Below are 13,946 nucleotides of genomic sequence, written 5' to 3'. Positions count from 1 at the left end.
GGGACCGCGCGACGCCCGCGCCGTCTCGAAGCGCATCCTATTGTCTGAGTTGGAGAAGGCCACCCATGCACCAGGGCAACCATCGCGACCACGAGGGCGCGAAGAAGCTCTTCGAGCTGACCAAGGACGTCAAGGTCGCGATGCTGACCACAGCCGATCAGGACGGGACGTTGAACAGCCGCCCGATGTGGAACAACGACATCGACGAGAACGGCGACATCTGGTTCTTCACCAAGCTGCACTCGCCCAAGACGGCCGAGATCGGCCGGGACAATCAGGTCAACCTCGCCTACTCGGATCCGTCGAGCCAGACCTACGTCTCGATCGCCGGCAAGGCCGAGGTGATCCGCGACCAGGCGCTGATCGACGAGAAGTGGAAGGAGAGCCTCAAGACGTGGTTCCCCAACGGCAAGGACGATCCCGAGGTCGGCCTGATCCGCATCCATCCGGAACAGGGCGAGTATTGGGACAGCCCGTCCTCGACCATGGTCCACCTCTACGGCTACGTGAAGGCGACGCTTACCGGCGAGAGCCCGAAGACCGAGACTAAGAAGGTCAACCTCGCCTGATCTCTTCGATCGGGTGATCGACGCATCGCACGCCTCCGCCTTACGGCGGGGGCGTTCGCGTTTGAGAGACCGTGCGGTTCGGGCCCCGGCAGCGCGCGGCGCCGGAATGCCGGCAATGTGGGCTCGGCCGTTGATCGCCCCCCCGATCCGACCCAAGCTTGACTGATCGAATCAGACAGAAGACGGCCAAGATCCATGCTCGACCTCGCGACGCGGGTCTATAATCACAATTTCCGCATCGATCCGATCGTCCGCTCGCTGCTCGACACGGACTTTTACAAGCTTATGATGGCGCAGATGATCTTCCGCCGTCACCGTGACGTGCGGACGAGCTTCGCGATCCAGAACCGGTCCGTGCGGGTGCGCGTCGCCGAGGAGATCGATCTCGGCGCCCTGCGCGAGCAGCTCGACCATGCCCGCACCCTGCGTCTGAGCCGCGGCGAATCCACCTGGCTGCGCGGCAACACCTTCTACGGCAAGCGCCAGATCCTCTCCTCGGAATTCATGGCGTGGTTCGAGGATTTCCGGCTGCCCGAATACGAACTGGAATTGCGGGACGGCCAGGTGGCCCTGACCTTCCACGGCCCCTGGGTCGAGACCACGATGTGGGAGGTGCCCGCGCTCGCGATCCTCAATGAGATGCGCTCGCGGGCGGTCCTTCGCGATCTCGGCCGGTTCGAGCTGCAAGTGCTCTATGCCCGCGCCATGACCCGCGTCTGGGAGAAGATCGAGCGGTTGAAGCGCCTGCCCGACCTGTCCATCGCCGATTTCGGCACCCGGCGGCGCCACGGCTTCCTGTGGCAGGATTGGTGCGTCCAGGCCATGAACGAGGGCCTGGGCGATCAACGCTTCCTCGGCACCTCGAACTGTCTGATCGCCCAAAGGCGGGAGGTCGAAGCGGTCGGCACCAACGCCCACGAATTGCCCATGGTCTACGCGGCCCTCGCCGGCGACGACGACGACGCACTGGCGCAGTCGCCCTATGCCGTTCTGGCGGACTGGCAGCAGGACTATGAGGGCAATCTGCTCGTCGTCCTGCCCGACACCTACGGGACGTCCGGCTTTCTGAAGCACGCCCCCGACTGGCTCACCGCCTGGACCGGCATCCGGATCGATTCGAAGGATCCGATCGAAGGGGGCGAGGAAGCCCTGGCCTTCTGGCGCGACAGGGGCTGCGACCCGCGCGAGAAGCTCGCGATCTTCTCGGACGGGCTCGATATCGACGAGATCGAGCGCATCCACGCCCATTTCCACGGCCGGATGCGGATCGGTTACGGCTGGGGCACGCGGCTCACCAACGATTTCCGCGGTCTGGTGCCGGAGGGGCGGCTCGATCCGATTTCGGTGGTGTGCAAGGTCGCCTCAGTTGAGGGGCGCCCGACCGTGAAGCTCTCCGACAATCCGACCAAGGCGCAGGGACCGGCCGCGGAGGTCGCCCGCTACAAGCGCGTCTTCGGCGTGGGCGACCAGGCGGCCCTGCCCGTCTCGGTGTGACCGCGTCAGCCCGCCAGCGGGAGGGCGGACGAGCGAACGCGGCAGGGATGATTCCGAGGTGACTACGCCTCACCCGACCGTTCGCGCAGGCCCGCGGCCTCCTCCAGCCAGGTCAGGATCTCGGGCGCGCGCCAGGGCTTCGGCATGAAGGTCGCGGTGACGCGCAGGTCGCTCGGCTGATCGCCCGCGTCGCCCGAGGTCAGCAGCATGCGGATGCGCGGCCAGGTCACGCCGATGATCCGGGCGAGTTCGAAACCGCCGATCGTGCCCGGCGTGCGCACATCGGAGAACACCACGTCGATCCTGTCGCCACGCTGGCGCAGGATCTCGAGCGCGCGCTCGGCCGTCTCGGCCTCGATCACCTCGAAGCCCTTCTCCTCTAGGAGTTCGGCCGCGAGGAAGCGCTCGTCGGGCTCATCCTCGACGACGAGAATGACGGGCTTGGGGCCCGTGGGTCGTGCGTCACTCATGGCCCTGGCACAGTTGTGAGCCCGAACGGAGGCGCGGGACCGTCCCCGCACAGTTAGACTCCCCCGACCGGATCTCCGGCACCACGTTACGATAGATCGACGCGCGCGAAGATCTGTCATTCAACGGCAACAGCAGGCAGATTTGTTGCACCTGCACTCCGCCCACATGCGTATTTGATGGGTGCATGCGTCGATTGCCCGCGCCGCGCGCAGGGCTTCGGGCGAGTCGGAAGACTGGCGACAAAGGTCAAGCCTGCGGCCGGAATAAAATCCGCATTTTCAACAGGGAGCATCGCGGCGGGACGGTTGACGGAGAACGGCTGCGCTGTGTTCACTGTTTGTTCTGAACACAGCTCCTTCCGCAGCCCCGGTCCATGCCCCCTCCCCGCTCCTCCGACCCGCCGGCTCCCGCGAAGAACGTCCTGGCCGAGCTGCGGCGGCTCACCGAGCCCGCCTTGGAGGCTCGGACGACGGATTCCGTGCTGCCGTTCGGAGCCGGAACCCTCGACCGGGCTTTGCCGGGGGGCGGCCTCGCGCTCGGCGCCCTCCATCAGATCCACGAGGGTGGGCCGCGGGGACGCTACGCCGCTTCCGCGGTGCTGTTCGCGGGCGGCATCCTGGCCCGGCTCGACGGGCCGGTTCTGTGGTGCCTGCACAGCCGCGACCTGTTCGCCCCGGCTCTCGCCCGCGTCGGGCTCCATCCCGACCGGGTGGTCTATTGCGAGACGTGGCGGGATACGGAGGTGCTGCCGGCCATGGAGGAGGGCCTGCGCCACCGAGGGCTGGCCGGCGTCGTCGGCGAGTTGACCCGCATGGCCCTCACCCCCTCCCGCCGCCTGCAGCTCGCCGCGGAAGGCTCGGGCGTCACCGCCCTGGTGCTGCACCGGGTCTGCGCGGGCGAGTCGGCGGAGCCCGAACCCTCCGCCGCCCGCACCCGATGGCGGGTGAGCCCTGCTCCCTCCGGCTCCGGGGGAGATCGACATATGGGCCGCCCGCGTTGGCGGCTCGATCTGCAGCGCTGCCGCGGCGGCGCACCGGGCTCATGGATCGTGGAGGCCTGCGATGCGCAGGGTCGTCTCGCTGTGCCTACCGTCCTGGCCGACCGACAGGCTGCGCCGGAGCGCCCCGCCCTGCGACGCGCCGGCGGTCGATGAGCCCCTGGCGACGGTGCGGCAGGATGGCCCTCGGCGGGTGTTGGCCGGGATCGACGCGACCGCCCGTCGCCATGGCTTGAGGCCCGGCATGGCCGCCGCTCAAGCCATGGCGATGGTGCCGGGCCTGCGCCTCGTCCCCGCCGAGCCGGAGGCCGACGCGGCGGGGCTGGTGCGGCTGGGGATCTGGTGCCTGCGCTACGCCCCTCTTGTCGCCCTCGATCCGCCCGACGGCATCCTGATCGACGTCGCGGGTGCAGCCCATCTGCAGGGGGGCGAGGCGAATCTGCTCGCCGATCTCGCCGCGCGTCTGGAGCGGACGGGGATGTCCGCCTGCCTCGCCCTCGCCGACACGCCCGGCGCTGCCTGGGCGGTCGCCCGGTTCGGGCCGGGCGGGATCGTGCCGCCCGGCGGAACCTCCGTTGCCCTGTTGGATCTGCCCGTCGCGGCCCTGCGCCTGCCGCCGGAGATCGTGGCGGCGCTCGCCGAGGTCGGCATCCTGCGGATCGGCGGGCTCATGGCCGCGCCCCGTGCGCCCCTGCGCCGGCGGTTCGGCCCGGAGCCGCTGCTGCGGCTCGACCGGGCGACCGGGGCCGAGCCGGAGCCCCTCGCGATCCTGGCCGCGCCCGAAGCGCCGCGGGCCGCCCTCCGCTTTCCCGACCCTGTCGGCAGCCCGGAGGTGCTGGGGCGGGTGGTCGGGGATCTCTGTACCCGGATCGTGCCCGATCTGGAGCGGATGGGCCTCGGCGCCCGACGCCTCGACCTCGTGTTCCGCCGGATCGACCGCCTCGATCAGGCGATCCGGATCGGCACCGCACGGCCGAGCCGCGACGCGGCCCACCTCGCTCGGCTCCTCACGGAGCGCCTGCCGCAGATCGATCCCGGCTTCGGCATCGAGGAGATGACGCTGACGGCCTCGCGGGTGGAGGCGCTGGCCGAGCGGCAGCTCAGCGGCGCCGTCCTCGGGGGCGAACCGGAGGCCGTGGACCTCGCGGCCCTCGTCGACACGCTCCGCCTCCGCCTCGGCGCGGAGCGGATCTACCGGTTGGCCCCGGTCGAGAGCGACTGGCCCGAACGCGCGGTCCGGCGGGTACCGGCCCTGGCCGCACCGCTCGGCGCTCTCTGGCCCGCCGACCTGCCCCGGCCCGCCCGCCTGCTCGCCGCGCCGGAGCCCGTGGCGGCGATGGCCGAGATACCCGACGCGCCGCCCCTGTTCTTCGTCTGGCGCGGCGCCCGCCACAAGATCACCCGAGCCGACGGTCCGGAGCGCATCCTCGGAGAATGGTGGATCGCCGACGGCGAGGCGGAGCGGATGCGCGACTATTACCGGGTCGAGACGGAGGCGGGCGAGCGCTTCTGGCTGTTTCGCGACGGGCCGATGGAGGCGAACGGACGCTGGTGGCTGCACGGGCTCGGCGAAGCGTGAGCATTCCCGAGCTTCAGGTCACGACCCATTTCTCGTTCCTGCGGGGGGCGTCGAGCCCGGAGGAACTCTTCGCCGCCGCCGCCCTGCTGGGGATCCCGGCCCTGGGCATCACCGATCACGGCTCCCTCGCCGGCATGGTGCGGGCCCATCAAGCGGCGCGGGCGACGGGCGTGCGCCTCGTCGTCGGCTGCCGGATCGATCTTGAGGATGCGCCCCCGCTCCTCGTCTATCCCGCCGACCGGGCGGCCTACGGACGGCTGTGCCGGTTGCTCAGCCTCGGCAAGACGCGGGGCGGCAAGGGCCGCTGCGTCCTGACCTGGCGCGACCTCGAAGAGTGGCAGGGGGAACCGCAAAGAGGGCTGCGAGGGGGACTTCAAGGAGGGCTCTTTGCGATCCTCCTCGCCGAGTCGCCGGGCCCGGGCCTGGCGCAAGACCTCGCGCGGCTCAAGGACCTATTCGGCGGGCGCGCCTCCTGCGCCCTCACCCGCCGCTTCCGCCCCAACGACGCGGCGCGGCTCGACGCCCTGGCCGCGGCGGCCCGGCAGGCGCGCATGCCCGTCGTCGTCACCGGCGACATCCTCTACCATGTCGCCGGGCGGCGGCGGCTTCAGGACGTGGCGACCTGTATCCGGCGCGGGGTCACGATCGAGCGGGCGGGCTTCCTCAAGGAACGGCACGCCGACCGCTTCCTCAAGGCGCCCCAGGAGACGGCGCGCCTCTTCGCCCGTTTTCCCGAGGCGCTCGCCCGCGCCGGAGAGATCGCCGAGGCCTGTCGCTTCTCCCTGGATGAGCTCAGCTACGAATACCCGACGGAGATCGGGCCGGATGGCCGATCCGCGCAGGAGCGGCTGGAATCCCTGACCTGGGCCGGTGCCGGGCGGCGCTGGCCGGAGGGAGTTCCGGCGGCCGTGACGCGGCTGTTGCGCCACGAACTCGGACTGATCGATCGGCTCGGCTACGCCCCCTACTTCCTCACCGTCGAGTCGATCGTCGCCTTCGCCCAGTCCCGGCAGATCCTCTGTCAGGGGCGCGGCTCGGCGGCCAATTCGGCGGTCTGCTACTGTCTCGGGATCACCTCCATCGATCCGGTCCAGCAGAATCTGCTGTTCGAGCGCTTCGTCTCGGAGGCTCGGCGCGAGCCGCCCGACATCGATGTCGATTTCGAGCATGAGCGGCGCGAGGAGGTGATCCAGTGGATCTTCGCCACCTATGGCCGCCACCGCGCCGCGCTCACGGCGGTCGTCAGCCGTTTCCGCGCCCGCGGGGCTTTGCGCGAGGTCGGCAAAGTCCTGGGCCTGCCGGAAGAGGTGACTGGCGCCCTCAACCGCCTGACCTGGCCCTGGGGCGGCGAGGGAGCGGGAGAACGGGAATTGCAGGCGCTCGGCCTCGATCCGGGCGACCGGCGCCTGCGCCTGACCCTCGACATCGCCCGCGAGCTGATGGGCACGCCGCGCCATCTCTCGCAGCATCCCGGCGGCTTCGTCCTGACCCTCGACCGCCTCGACGAATTGGTGCCGGTCGAGCCCGCCGCGATGGAGAACCGGCAGGTCATCGAGTGGGACAAGGACGACATCGACGCCCTTAAGTTCATGAAGGTCGATGTCCTGGGCCTCGGCATGCTCGGCTGCTTGCGCCGCGCCTTCGATCTCCTGAAGACCGCCAAGGAGATTTCCCTCGACCTCGCCACGATCCCGCAGGACGATCCCGCCACCTACGCGATGATCCGGCGGGCCGACACGGTCGGCGTCTTCCAGATCGAGAGCCGCGCGCAGATGGCGATGCTGCCGCGCATGAAGCCGAGACAATTCTACGACCTCGTCATCGAGGTGGCCCTGGTGCGTCCCGGCCCGATCCAGGGTGACATGGTCCATCCCTATTTGCGCCGACGCGAGGGCCACGAGGCCGTCAGCTATCCGACCCCCGAACTGAAGGCGGTTCTCGGCAAGACGCTCGGCGTACCGCTGTTCCAGGAGCAGGCGATGCAGGTCGCCATGGTCGGAGCGGGGTTCTCGGCGGCCGAGGCCGACGAACTGCGCCGCTCGATGGCGACCTTCAAGATGACGGGGGGCGTCCACCGCTTCCAGGCGCGGCTGATCGAGGGGATGGTGGCCAACGGCTATGCCCGCGACTACGCCGAGCGGACCTTCCGCCAGCTCGAAGGCTTCGGCTCCTACGGCTTCCCGGAGAGCCACGCCGCCTCCTTCGCGCTGTTGGCCTACGCCTCGTCCTACCTGAAGTGCCATCACCCGGACGTGTTCTGTGCGGCGCTGCTCAACGCGCAGCCGATGGGCTTCTACGCCCCCGCCCAGATCGTCCGCGATGCCCGCGCCCACGGCGTCGCGATCCGGCCGGTCGATGTGAATGCCTCGGCCTGGGACTGCACCCTGGAGCGGGACGGTCCCGGCACCGAGCGGCGCGCGGTGCGGCTGGGTCTGCGCCTCGTGAGCGGCCTGCCCGAACGCGACGGCGCGCGGCTCGTCGAGGCACGCGGCGGACAGCGCTTCGGCACCCTCGCCGAAGTGGCGGAGCGGAGCGGATTGCCCACCGCCACCCTCGCCTGCCTCGTGCGGGCGGACGCGTTCCGCTCCCTCGGCCTCGGCCGGCGCGAGGCCGCCTGGGCGGTGCGCGCCCTTGTCCCGGCTCCATTGCCACTCTTCGCCGCCCTGCGCGCGGAGACCGGCACCGCCGAGCCCGTGATCGCGGAGCCTCAGGTGATGCTGGCACCGATGAGCGCGGGCGGCGAGGTCGTCGCCGATTACCGCTCCAAGGGCCTCAGCCTGAGAGCGCATCCGCTGAGCTTCCTGCGGACCGAGTTGACCGCCCTCGGCGACCGGCCCTGCAACCGGCTCGATCACGCCCGAGACGGGTTCCGCCTCACGGTCGCCGGCCTCGTGCTGATGCGCCAGCGACCCGGCTCGGCCAAGGGCACGATGTTCCTGACGCTGGAAGACGAGACCGGCATCGCCAACCTGATCGTGCGGCCGGACCTGTTCGAACGCTGCCGCCGGATCGTGCTCGCCGCCCGGTTGATGGCCTGCCGTGGCCGGGTCCAGCGGGTCGGTGAGGTCGTCCACCTGATCGCCAGCGATCTCGCCGACCGGTCCGGCCTGCTCGATCGGATCGGCCAGGAACACCAGCCCACCCCGCCGGAGCCGGTGCGTGGGGCCAGCCAGCGGGCGCTGCGGGTGCAGGCGCGCAACTTCCGTTGACGCGCAGCGTGACGATGACCGCCCGGTCCCTTCAGCGACAGGCGGTCACGCGCGATCGCGGTGCCTTCGGACCCGTGACGCCTCGTACCGGCTCGCGCCGGGAGCCGCGCCTACCGAGCCGCCTCACGCCTCGGCATTTCTTCGGCCTCGGAGGAGCCGGTGAGACGCTTGACCGCGAACTCGATGAAGCTGCGCACTTTGGCCGGAAGCAACCGTGACGTCGTCACGATGTAGACCGGCGTCGGTCGAAGCGTCCAATCCGTCATGACCTGCTCGAGGACCCCGTTGGCGAGATCGGACTCGACGCATGCGAGGCTTGCCGAGAACAGCCCATGCCCGGCCAGAGCGAAGGAGCGCATCAAGCTCGGGGAATTGCAGGCGATCTGACCGGACACCGTGACGGAGCCCGTCTGATCCCCTCGGGTGAACGCCCAGTTCGTCGGCGGCCCTGGGACGAGAACGTTGTGCTCGGTGAGGTCGTGCGGCCGCATCGGGCGGCCCCAATCTTCCAGGTAGCTGGGGGCTCCGAAGACGCCGTTCTCCAACTCCACCACCTTGCGCACGATCAACGAGGTCTCGCGGGGTGTCTCGACCGCGATGGCCAGGTCGTAGCGCTCCTCCATCAGGTCGACAGGCCCGTATCCCAGCCCGACCTGCAAGCGGACATGTTCGTTGCCGTTGGCAAAATCGGAGATGATGCTGGCGAGATGTTGCTGCACCCAGAGGTCGGACGGCACGGCGATCCGGAGAAGGCCGCTCGGCCCCTTCGCCTCCGCCATGATGTCGTCGTAAGCCTGCTGCGCCTCATCGACGAGGCGCATGGCCTGGGCGAAATAGGCCTCGCCATAGGTGGTCAGCGTCAGCCGCCGCGTCGTGCGATCGAGCAGACGCAAGCCGATGGCCGTCTCGAACACGGTGATGCGCCGCGACAGCGAGGAGACCGGCATCCCCAGAACGAGTGCGGCTTGGCTAAAACTTCGCCTTTTGGCCACTTCGACGAAGAGGGCCATGTCCCGCAAGACTTGGGGATGGGGCATGCTTGAGCCATCCGCTCCTAATTCAGAATGACGCCCGCCAAAATCATTCCAAGCCGCCCGATTGGATCGCTACAGCGTAGAAATAAAGTCTTGCGAGAAACAGTTGAAGGTCAGCACGAAAAAACGCATTGGCAACGCCCGGAGCCCGGATGGAGAGTCCGAAGAACCGCTGCCGGAGGAGTCTCACATCGGTTGCTGTTCCGCCGATACGGAGCAACAACCCATCAACGTGAGATGCTTTTTGATTGTTCACTATCACCGGGAGAATTTTCCCGGCACTCCTAAACCACCTGGTTTTTGACGCATGCCGATTTTGAAAAGGATCTTTGACATTATGCCATGAATAGGCCTGCAACGTTGTTACATCGTGCAGAGGATCGGATCATCAACACGGCCAGATGCGTTTAATTTTATATCCAAAAGCCTCTCGGCATGGGACGATTACGCTACGGCGGAGCATCAATGAAGCAGCACACGAGAGACGTGATGAGCCTGCTTCAATGGTGGCCATTGCATCAGATACTGGGGGAGATTAACCCTTTTTAAGGGGCGCTCATCGAAGAGATACGGTGCCGTGTACCAGAATTGCCCGGCCAGTGCGCAGATCCTGTTCGCTGCGGCCGATGCGACATGGCGGACGGAGGCAGCCCGGCTGCTCGACCGGCGTGTCGATGATCCCACCCTCGACCGTTGCCCGGAGGCCAAGGGCCAGCCTCACAGTCTTCTGCGGATCGCCTACGAGGCGCGTGCGCGTGCCTTTGCCGGATGGGAACGTTCCCGCGATGGTGAGGCGAGGGCCTAGCGCCTCGACCCGAAAGGTGGGGCCGGCTTTCGGGCCGATGCAGCATAAGAACCGAGAGCGTCGTGCCGGATCCGATATCCGGCACGACGCTCCAGGGCCGGATCGATCGCCTGGTCGCAAGGGATCGACGCTCGTCCTTCCGCCAAGACGGTCTGAACGAGAAAGCCCCGGAGCGGCCAACCGCTCCGGGGCTTTCTTTTCGACGATGGGCCGAAACCGAACCGAAAGCCGGCCCCCGAGAGGGCCGGCCCGGCCGGCGATCAGCGCGCCGCCATCTTCTTCGGCAGCTTGAAGGCCCAGAAGCTGCCGCCCTGGTTGATGCCCGCGGTGGACTTGGCCACCTCGCCGCCCCAGAGCGGAACCGCACCGCCCCAACCGGCCGCGACGCCGATCCACTGCTCGCCGTCCTGCTCCCAGGTGATCGGCGAGGAGACCACGCCGGTGCCGACCTGGAACTTCCAGACCTCTTCGCCGGTCTTGGCGTCGAAGGCCTTCAGGAAGCCCTCCGGCGTGCCGGTGAAGACGAGGTTGCCGCCGGTGGTGAGCACGCCGCCCCAGAGCGGAGCCTTGTTCTTGTAGTTCCAGACCACCTTGCCGGTCGCCGGGTCGATCGCCTTCAGCGAACCGATATGGTCGTCGAAGACCGGCTTGATGGTGAAGCCGGCGCCGAGATAGGCGGCGCCCTTCTTGTAGTTCACCGGCTCGTTCCAGATGTCCATGCCCCACTCGTTGGACGGGACGTAGAACAGCTTGGTGTCGGGGCTGTAGCCGATCGGCATCCAGTTCTTGCCGCCGAGGAAGCTCGGCACCGCGAACACGGACTTGCCCTTCTTGCCATCCTCGGACTTCGACGGGTCGCCGGGGCGGAACGCGTCGTCGTAGATCGGACGACCGTCCTTATCGATGCCCTTGGCCCAGTTGATCTTTTCGACGAACGGCGAGGCCGAGATGAACTTCCCGTTGGTGCGGTCGAGGACGTAGAAGAAGCCGTTGCGGTCGGCGGTGGCGCCGGCCTTGACGGTCTTGCCGTCCTTCTGGAGGTCGAACGGCACGAACTCGTTCACGCCGTCGAAGTCCCAGCCGTCATGCGGCGTGGTCTGGAAGCCCCAGACGATCTCGCCGTTGTCGGGGTTGAGGGCGATGCGCGAGGCCGACCACTTGTTGTCGCCGGGGCGCAGGGCCGAGTTCCACGGGCCGGGGTTGCCGGTGCCGAAATACAGGAGGTTGGTCTCGGGGTCGTAGGTGCCGCCCAGCCAGGTGGCGCCGCCGCCATACTTCCACATGTCGCCCGGCCAGGTCTCGTTGACCTTGCCGGTCATCGTGGAGGGCTTGCCGTTCAGCTCGCCCATATGGCCCTCGATGACGGGGCGCTTCCAGATGACCTCGCCGGTCTCGGCGTCGCGGGCCTCGACCCGGCCGACGATACCGAACTCGCCGCCCGACACGCCGGTGATGATCTTGCCGTTCACGATCAGCGGGGCAGCGGTGTAGCTGTAGCCGGCCTTGAAGTCGTCGATGTCCTTACGCCACACCACCTTGCCGGTCTTGGCGTCGAGGGCGACGAGCTTGGCGTCGAGCGTGCCGAAATAGACCTTGTCCTTGTAGAGCGCGGCGCCGCGGTTCACCACGTCGCAGCAGGGCAGAATGCCCTCAGGCAGACGGGCGTTGTATTCCCACAGCTTCTCGCCGGTGCGGGAATCGACGGCGTACATGCGCGAGTACGAGCCGGTGACGTAGATCACGCCGTCCTTGATGAGCGCCTGGCTCTCCTGGCCGCGCTGCTTCTCACCACCGAAGGAGAACGAATAGGCCGGGACGAGGCCCTGGATCGTCTCCTTGTTGATGGCCTTGAGCGGCGAGTAGCGCTGAGCCTGGGTGCCGAGGCCGTAGGTGACGACGTCGTCGGTGGTCTTGGCGTCGTTGAGGATCGCCTCGTTGCTCACACCGCCGCTGCTGGCGGATTTCTCGGTCTTGGTCTCGCTCTTGGCCTCGGGCGCCGCGAGGGCCTGGGAAGCGCCCGCGAGGAGCGCCGCCGCCCCTACGGCTGCGAGGAACCGGTCACGCACCTTCATCGGAACATCCCTCCTGATCTTGAGCGGGCTGCCGACGGACCTTATCGAGTCGCGGTCGTTGAAGCGGCATCCCTCGATCGCAAGCTAGCCACCGGGCGGCGGCCTGGTTATTGGCCATAAGTCCAAGATAAGAATGCTGCATTGCAGCAAATCGATTTTGACGAAGAAGATCTGCAGCCGTCTACAGTCGAACGACTGGGACCGGATACGAAAAAGCCTCGGACCACGCGGGGGCGCGATCCGAGGCTTACTTCGTGACAGCGTGTCGAAACACCGCAGTCCTGCCTCATCGAGCAGGCGGCACCGGTTCCGCATCACGCCGTCAGGGTGATCGCTGTCGGCTCAGAAGCCTTTCGGAGGCGTATAGGTCACGCCGTAGCGCGCACAAATCGCCTTGAGCCGCCCGTCCTCCGACATGGCACCGAGGACTTCCCCAACGGCGTAGCCGAGGTCGCGGGAATCGGATCGTACGGCCCCGCCGAGTTCCCAATTCGTCTTCACGAGACCGCCGAGCGCGATCTCGACCACGGGGAAGCGGTCCGGCCCGACCTTGGCCTCGAACAGAGCCGCCTCGATCGCGGGCCGCGTGCCGGCCAGGATAGCGGTCTCGCCGGCCAGGAAGGCCTTGGCCGCCTCCTCAAAATTGCGGAAATGCTTGAGGTTGTTCCGGTAGCGCCCGTTCTCGGCCATCAGGATCTGGAGGTCGGAGGCGCTGGCACCTTCCACCGCGATCTGGTTCTCCTCGATATCGGGAAAGCTCGAGAGCCCCTCCATCTTGTCCCTCGCCCAGGCGAAGGCGAGGCGCTGCTCGAAATAGGGACGAACGAGGAAGACCTGCTCGTTGCGGATGCCGAGCAGCTTGTCGTTCGGCACGTGCAGCATCAGGTCGGCCAGCGGCGAGCCGGCCAGATCGCCCTTCCAGAGGTTCAGGCGGAAATCGCCGTCGACATTCTCGCCGGCATCGACCAGCCGCAGATCGAGCTTGAGCTTCAGGGCCTGCGCAAGGGCCTGCGCGAGATCCACATCGATGCCGACGGGCTTGCCGTCGCGCATCTCCGAGAACGGCGCGTTCTCACCGTAGAGCGCGACCCGTAGGGTGCCGTCCGCGTTCACCTCATCGAAGGGTCGAGCGAAGGCGGGTCGCGCGGCCAGCGCCGCGAGACCCGCCAGTGCCGTCAGCGCACCGCGCCGGGTGAAGGGATGCGACACGACTACTCTTCGTGCTTGGCTTCGATGTAGGTGCGGATCGCCCACATGGCTTCCTGGGAGAGAACGCCATCGAAGGCCGGCATCTTGGTCACGCCGTTGACGACGGCGCCGTGCTTCATCCGCTCGACGAAGTATTCGTCGCCCTCCTTGCCGGTCGGCAGGTAGCGAAGGTCCGGGGCGAGGCCGCCGGAGATCATCTGCAGGCCGTGGCAGCGGGCGCAGTTCTGATTGAAGCCGGAATCCCCGATCGCCACCGCCTTGGCGTTGCCGCGATAGGGATTCTCCTCCTTCCACTCGGTGCCGAGGGGGTCGAGCCCGTCGGTGTTGACCGGCTGAGGCTGCACGTCGCCGTGGGCGAAGGCGCCGCCCGCGAGCACGAGGCCGAGCAGGAACCCGCCCGCCAGCCGAATCCGTGTCGTCATATCCGTCTCGCTCCCTGGCCGCCCCGCGGCACAGGGCCCACGGGGAACGGCTCGTGTCCGACGAGCGGGACCATGATCCGCACTC

General features: G+C 68.0%; 11 protein-coding genes. 6 read left to right on the top strand and 5 right to left on the bottom strand.

Going from position 1 to position 13,946, the window contains the following annotated elements; translation table 11 throughout:
• Positions 1-65 precede the first annotated feature (65 nt).
• Together MFF26_RS13955 and pncB are read left to right on the top strand one after the other, a co-directional pair.
• Positions 66-569: a pyridoxamine 5'-phosphate oxidase family protein gene (locus tag MFF26_RS13955; protein WP_137831150.1), complete on the top strand. Its 504-nt coding sequence runs from the start codon at positions 66-68 to the stop codon at positions 567-569.
• Between the two features lie 195 nt (positions 570-764).
• On the top strand, positions 765-2,063 hold the full coding sequence (gene pncB, locus MFF26_RS13950) for a nicotinate phosphoribosyltransferase (RefSeq protein ID WP_137831149.1): 1,299 nt from the start codon (positions 765-767) through the stop codon (positions 2,061-2,063).
• 62 nt (positions 2,064-2,125) lie between these two features.
• Here the strand turns inward: pncB and MFF26_RS13945 are convergent, their stop codons facing one another.
• Positions 2,126-2,533 carry a response regulator gene (locus tag MFF26_RS13945; RefSeq protein ID WP_137831148.1) on the bottom strand — a complete coding sequence of 136 codons (408 nt, stop codon included), beginning with the start codon at positions 2,531-2,533 and terminating at the stop codon, positions 2,126-2,128.
• A gap of 374 nt (positions 2,534-2,907) precedes the next feature.
• On the opposite strand from MFF26_RS13945, the gene MFF26_RS13940 reads away from it, so the two are divergent.
• Genes MFF26_RS13940 through MFF26_RS13930 form a run of 3 tightly spaced genes read left to right on the top strand, consistent with a single transcriptional unit; the run spans position 2,908 to position 8,319 of the window.
• A complete protein-coding gene (locus tag MFF26_RS13940) occupies positions 2,908-3,687 on the top strand; it encodes an ImuA family protein (RefSeq protein WP_137831147.1) in 780 nt (259 codons plus the stop codon).
• A complete protein-coding gene (locus tag MFF26_RS13935; protein ID WP_238308115.1) occupies positions 3,596-5,110 on the top strand; it encodes a DUF6504 family protein in 1,515 nt (504 codons plus the stop codon). Before MFF26_RS13940 ends, MFF26_RS13935 begins: the two co-directional genes overlap by 92 nt.
• Positions 5,107-8,319 (top strand): error-prone DNA polymerase, encoded by a 3,213-nt coding sequence (locus tag MFF26_RS13930; RefSeq protein ID WP_238308114.1) that lies wholly within the window; start codon positions 5,107-5,109, stop codon positions 8,317-8,319. Before MFF26_RS13935 ends, MFF26_RS13930 begins: the two co-directional genes overlap by 4 nt.
• 110 nt (positions 8,320-8,429) lie before the next feature.
• On the opposite strand, the gene MFF26_RS13925 is transcribed toward MFF26_RS13930, so the two are convergent.
• Positions 8,430-9,356 carry a LysR family transcriptional regulator gene (locus tag MFF26_RS13925; protein WP_137831145.1) on the bottom strand — a complete coding sequence of 309 codons (927 nt, stop codon included), beginning with the start codon at positions 9,354-9,356 and terminating at the stop codon, positions 8,430-8,432.
• Positions 9,357-9,930: 574 nt separating this feature from the next.
• Between MFF26_RS13925 and MFF26_RS13920 the strand changes: the two genes are divergently transcribed.
• Entirely contained in the window at positions 9,931-10,158 is a 228-nt protein-coding gene (locus MFF26_RS13920) for a hypothetical protein (protein WP_137831143.1), read from the top strand.
• Positions 10,159-10,418: 260 nt separating this feature from the next.
• On the opposite strand, the gene MFF26_RS13915 is transcribed toward MFF26_RS13920, so the two are convergent.
• The 3 genes from MFF26_RS13915 to pedF all read right to left on the bottom strand — a co-directional run bounded on the left by MFF26_RS13915 (position 10,419) and on the right by pedF (position 13,861).
• Entirely contained in the window at positions 10,419-12,230 is a 1,812-nt protein-coding gene (locus MFF26_RS13915; protein WP_137831142.1) for a PQQ-dependent methanol/ethanol family dehydrogenase, read from the bottom strand.
• 342 nt (positions 12,231-12,572) lie between these two features.
• Entirely contained in the window at positions 12,573-13,439 is an 867-nt protein-coding gene (locus MFF26_RS13910) for a substrate-binding periplasmic protein (RefSeq protein WP_137831141.1), read from the bottom strand.
• Between the two features lie 2 nt (positions 13,440-13,441).
• The gene (gene pedF, locus MFF26_RS13905; protein WP_137831140.1) at positions 13,442-13,861 is read right to left on the bottom strand and encodes a cytochrome c-550 PedF; all 420 of its coding nucleotides are present in this window, start codon (positions 13,859-13,861) and stop codon (positions 13,442-13,444) included.
• Positions 13,862-13,946: the final 85 nt, after the last annotated feature.

This window comes from Methylorubrum suomiense, from assembly GCF_022179765.1.
Taxonomy (GTDB): domain Bacteria; phylum Pseudomonadota; class Alphaproteobacteria; order Rhizobiales; family Beijerinckiaceae; genus Methylobacterium; species Methylobacterium suomiense.
Note: the sequence above shows the minus strand (reverse complement) of the source record. Positions and strands in the feature narration are given on the sequence as shown.

What these genes read in the sequence shown, in the direction of transcription:
- MFF26_RS13945 (WP_137831148.1), bottom strand. Translation starts at nt 2,533, where the DNA reads ATGAGTGACGCACGACCCACGGGCCCCAAGCCCGTCATTCTCGTCGTC.
- MFF26_RS13955 (WP_137831150.1), top strand. Translation starts at nt 66, where the DNA reads ATGCACCAGGGCAACCATCGCGACCACGAGGGCGCGAAGAAGCTCTTC.
- pncB (WP_137831149.1), top strand. Translation starts at nt 765, where the DNA reads ATGCTCGACCTCGCGACGCGGGTCTATAATCACAATTTCCGCATCGAT.
- MFF26_RS13925 (WP_137831145.1), bottom strand. Translation starts at nt 9,356, where the DNA reads ATGCCCCATCCCCAAGTCTTGCGGGACATGGCCCTCTTCGTCGAAGTG.
- MFF26_RS13940 (WP_137831147.1), top strand. Translation starts at nt 2,908, where the DNA reads ATGCCCCCTCCCCGCTCCTCCGACCCGCCGGCTCCCGCGAAGAACGTC.
- MFF26_RS13935 (WP_238308115.1), top strand. Translation starts at nt 3,596, where the DNA reads ATGCGCAGGGTCGTCTCGCTGTGCCTACCGTCCTGGCCGACCGACAGG.
- MFF26_RS13915 (WP_137831142.1), bottom strand. Translation starts at nt 12,230, where the DNA reads ATGAAGGTGCGTGACCGGTTCCTCGCAGCCGTAGGGGCGGCGGCGCTC.
- pedF (WP_137831140.1), bottom strand. Translation starts at nt 13,861, where the DNA reads ATGACGACACGGATTCGGCTGGCGGGCGGGTTCCTGCTCGGCCTCGTG.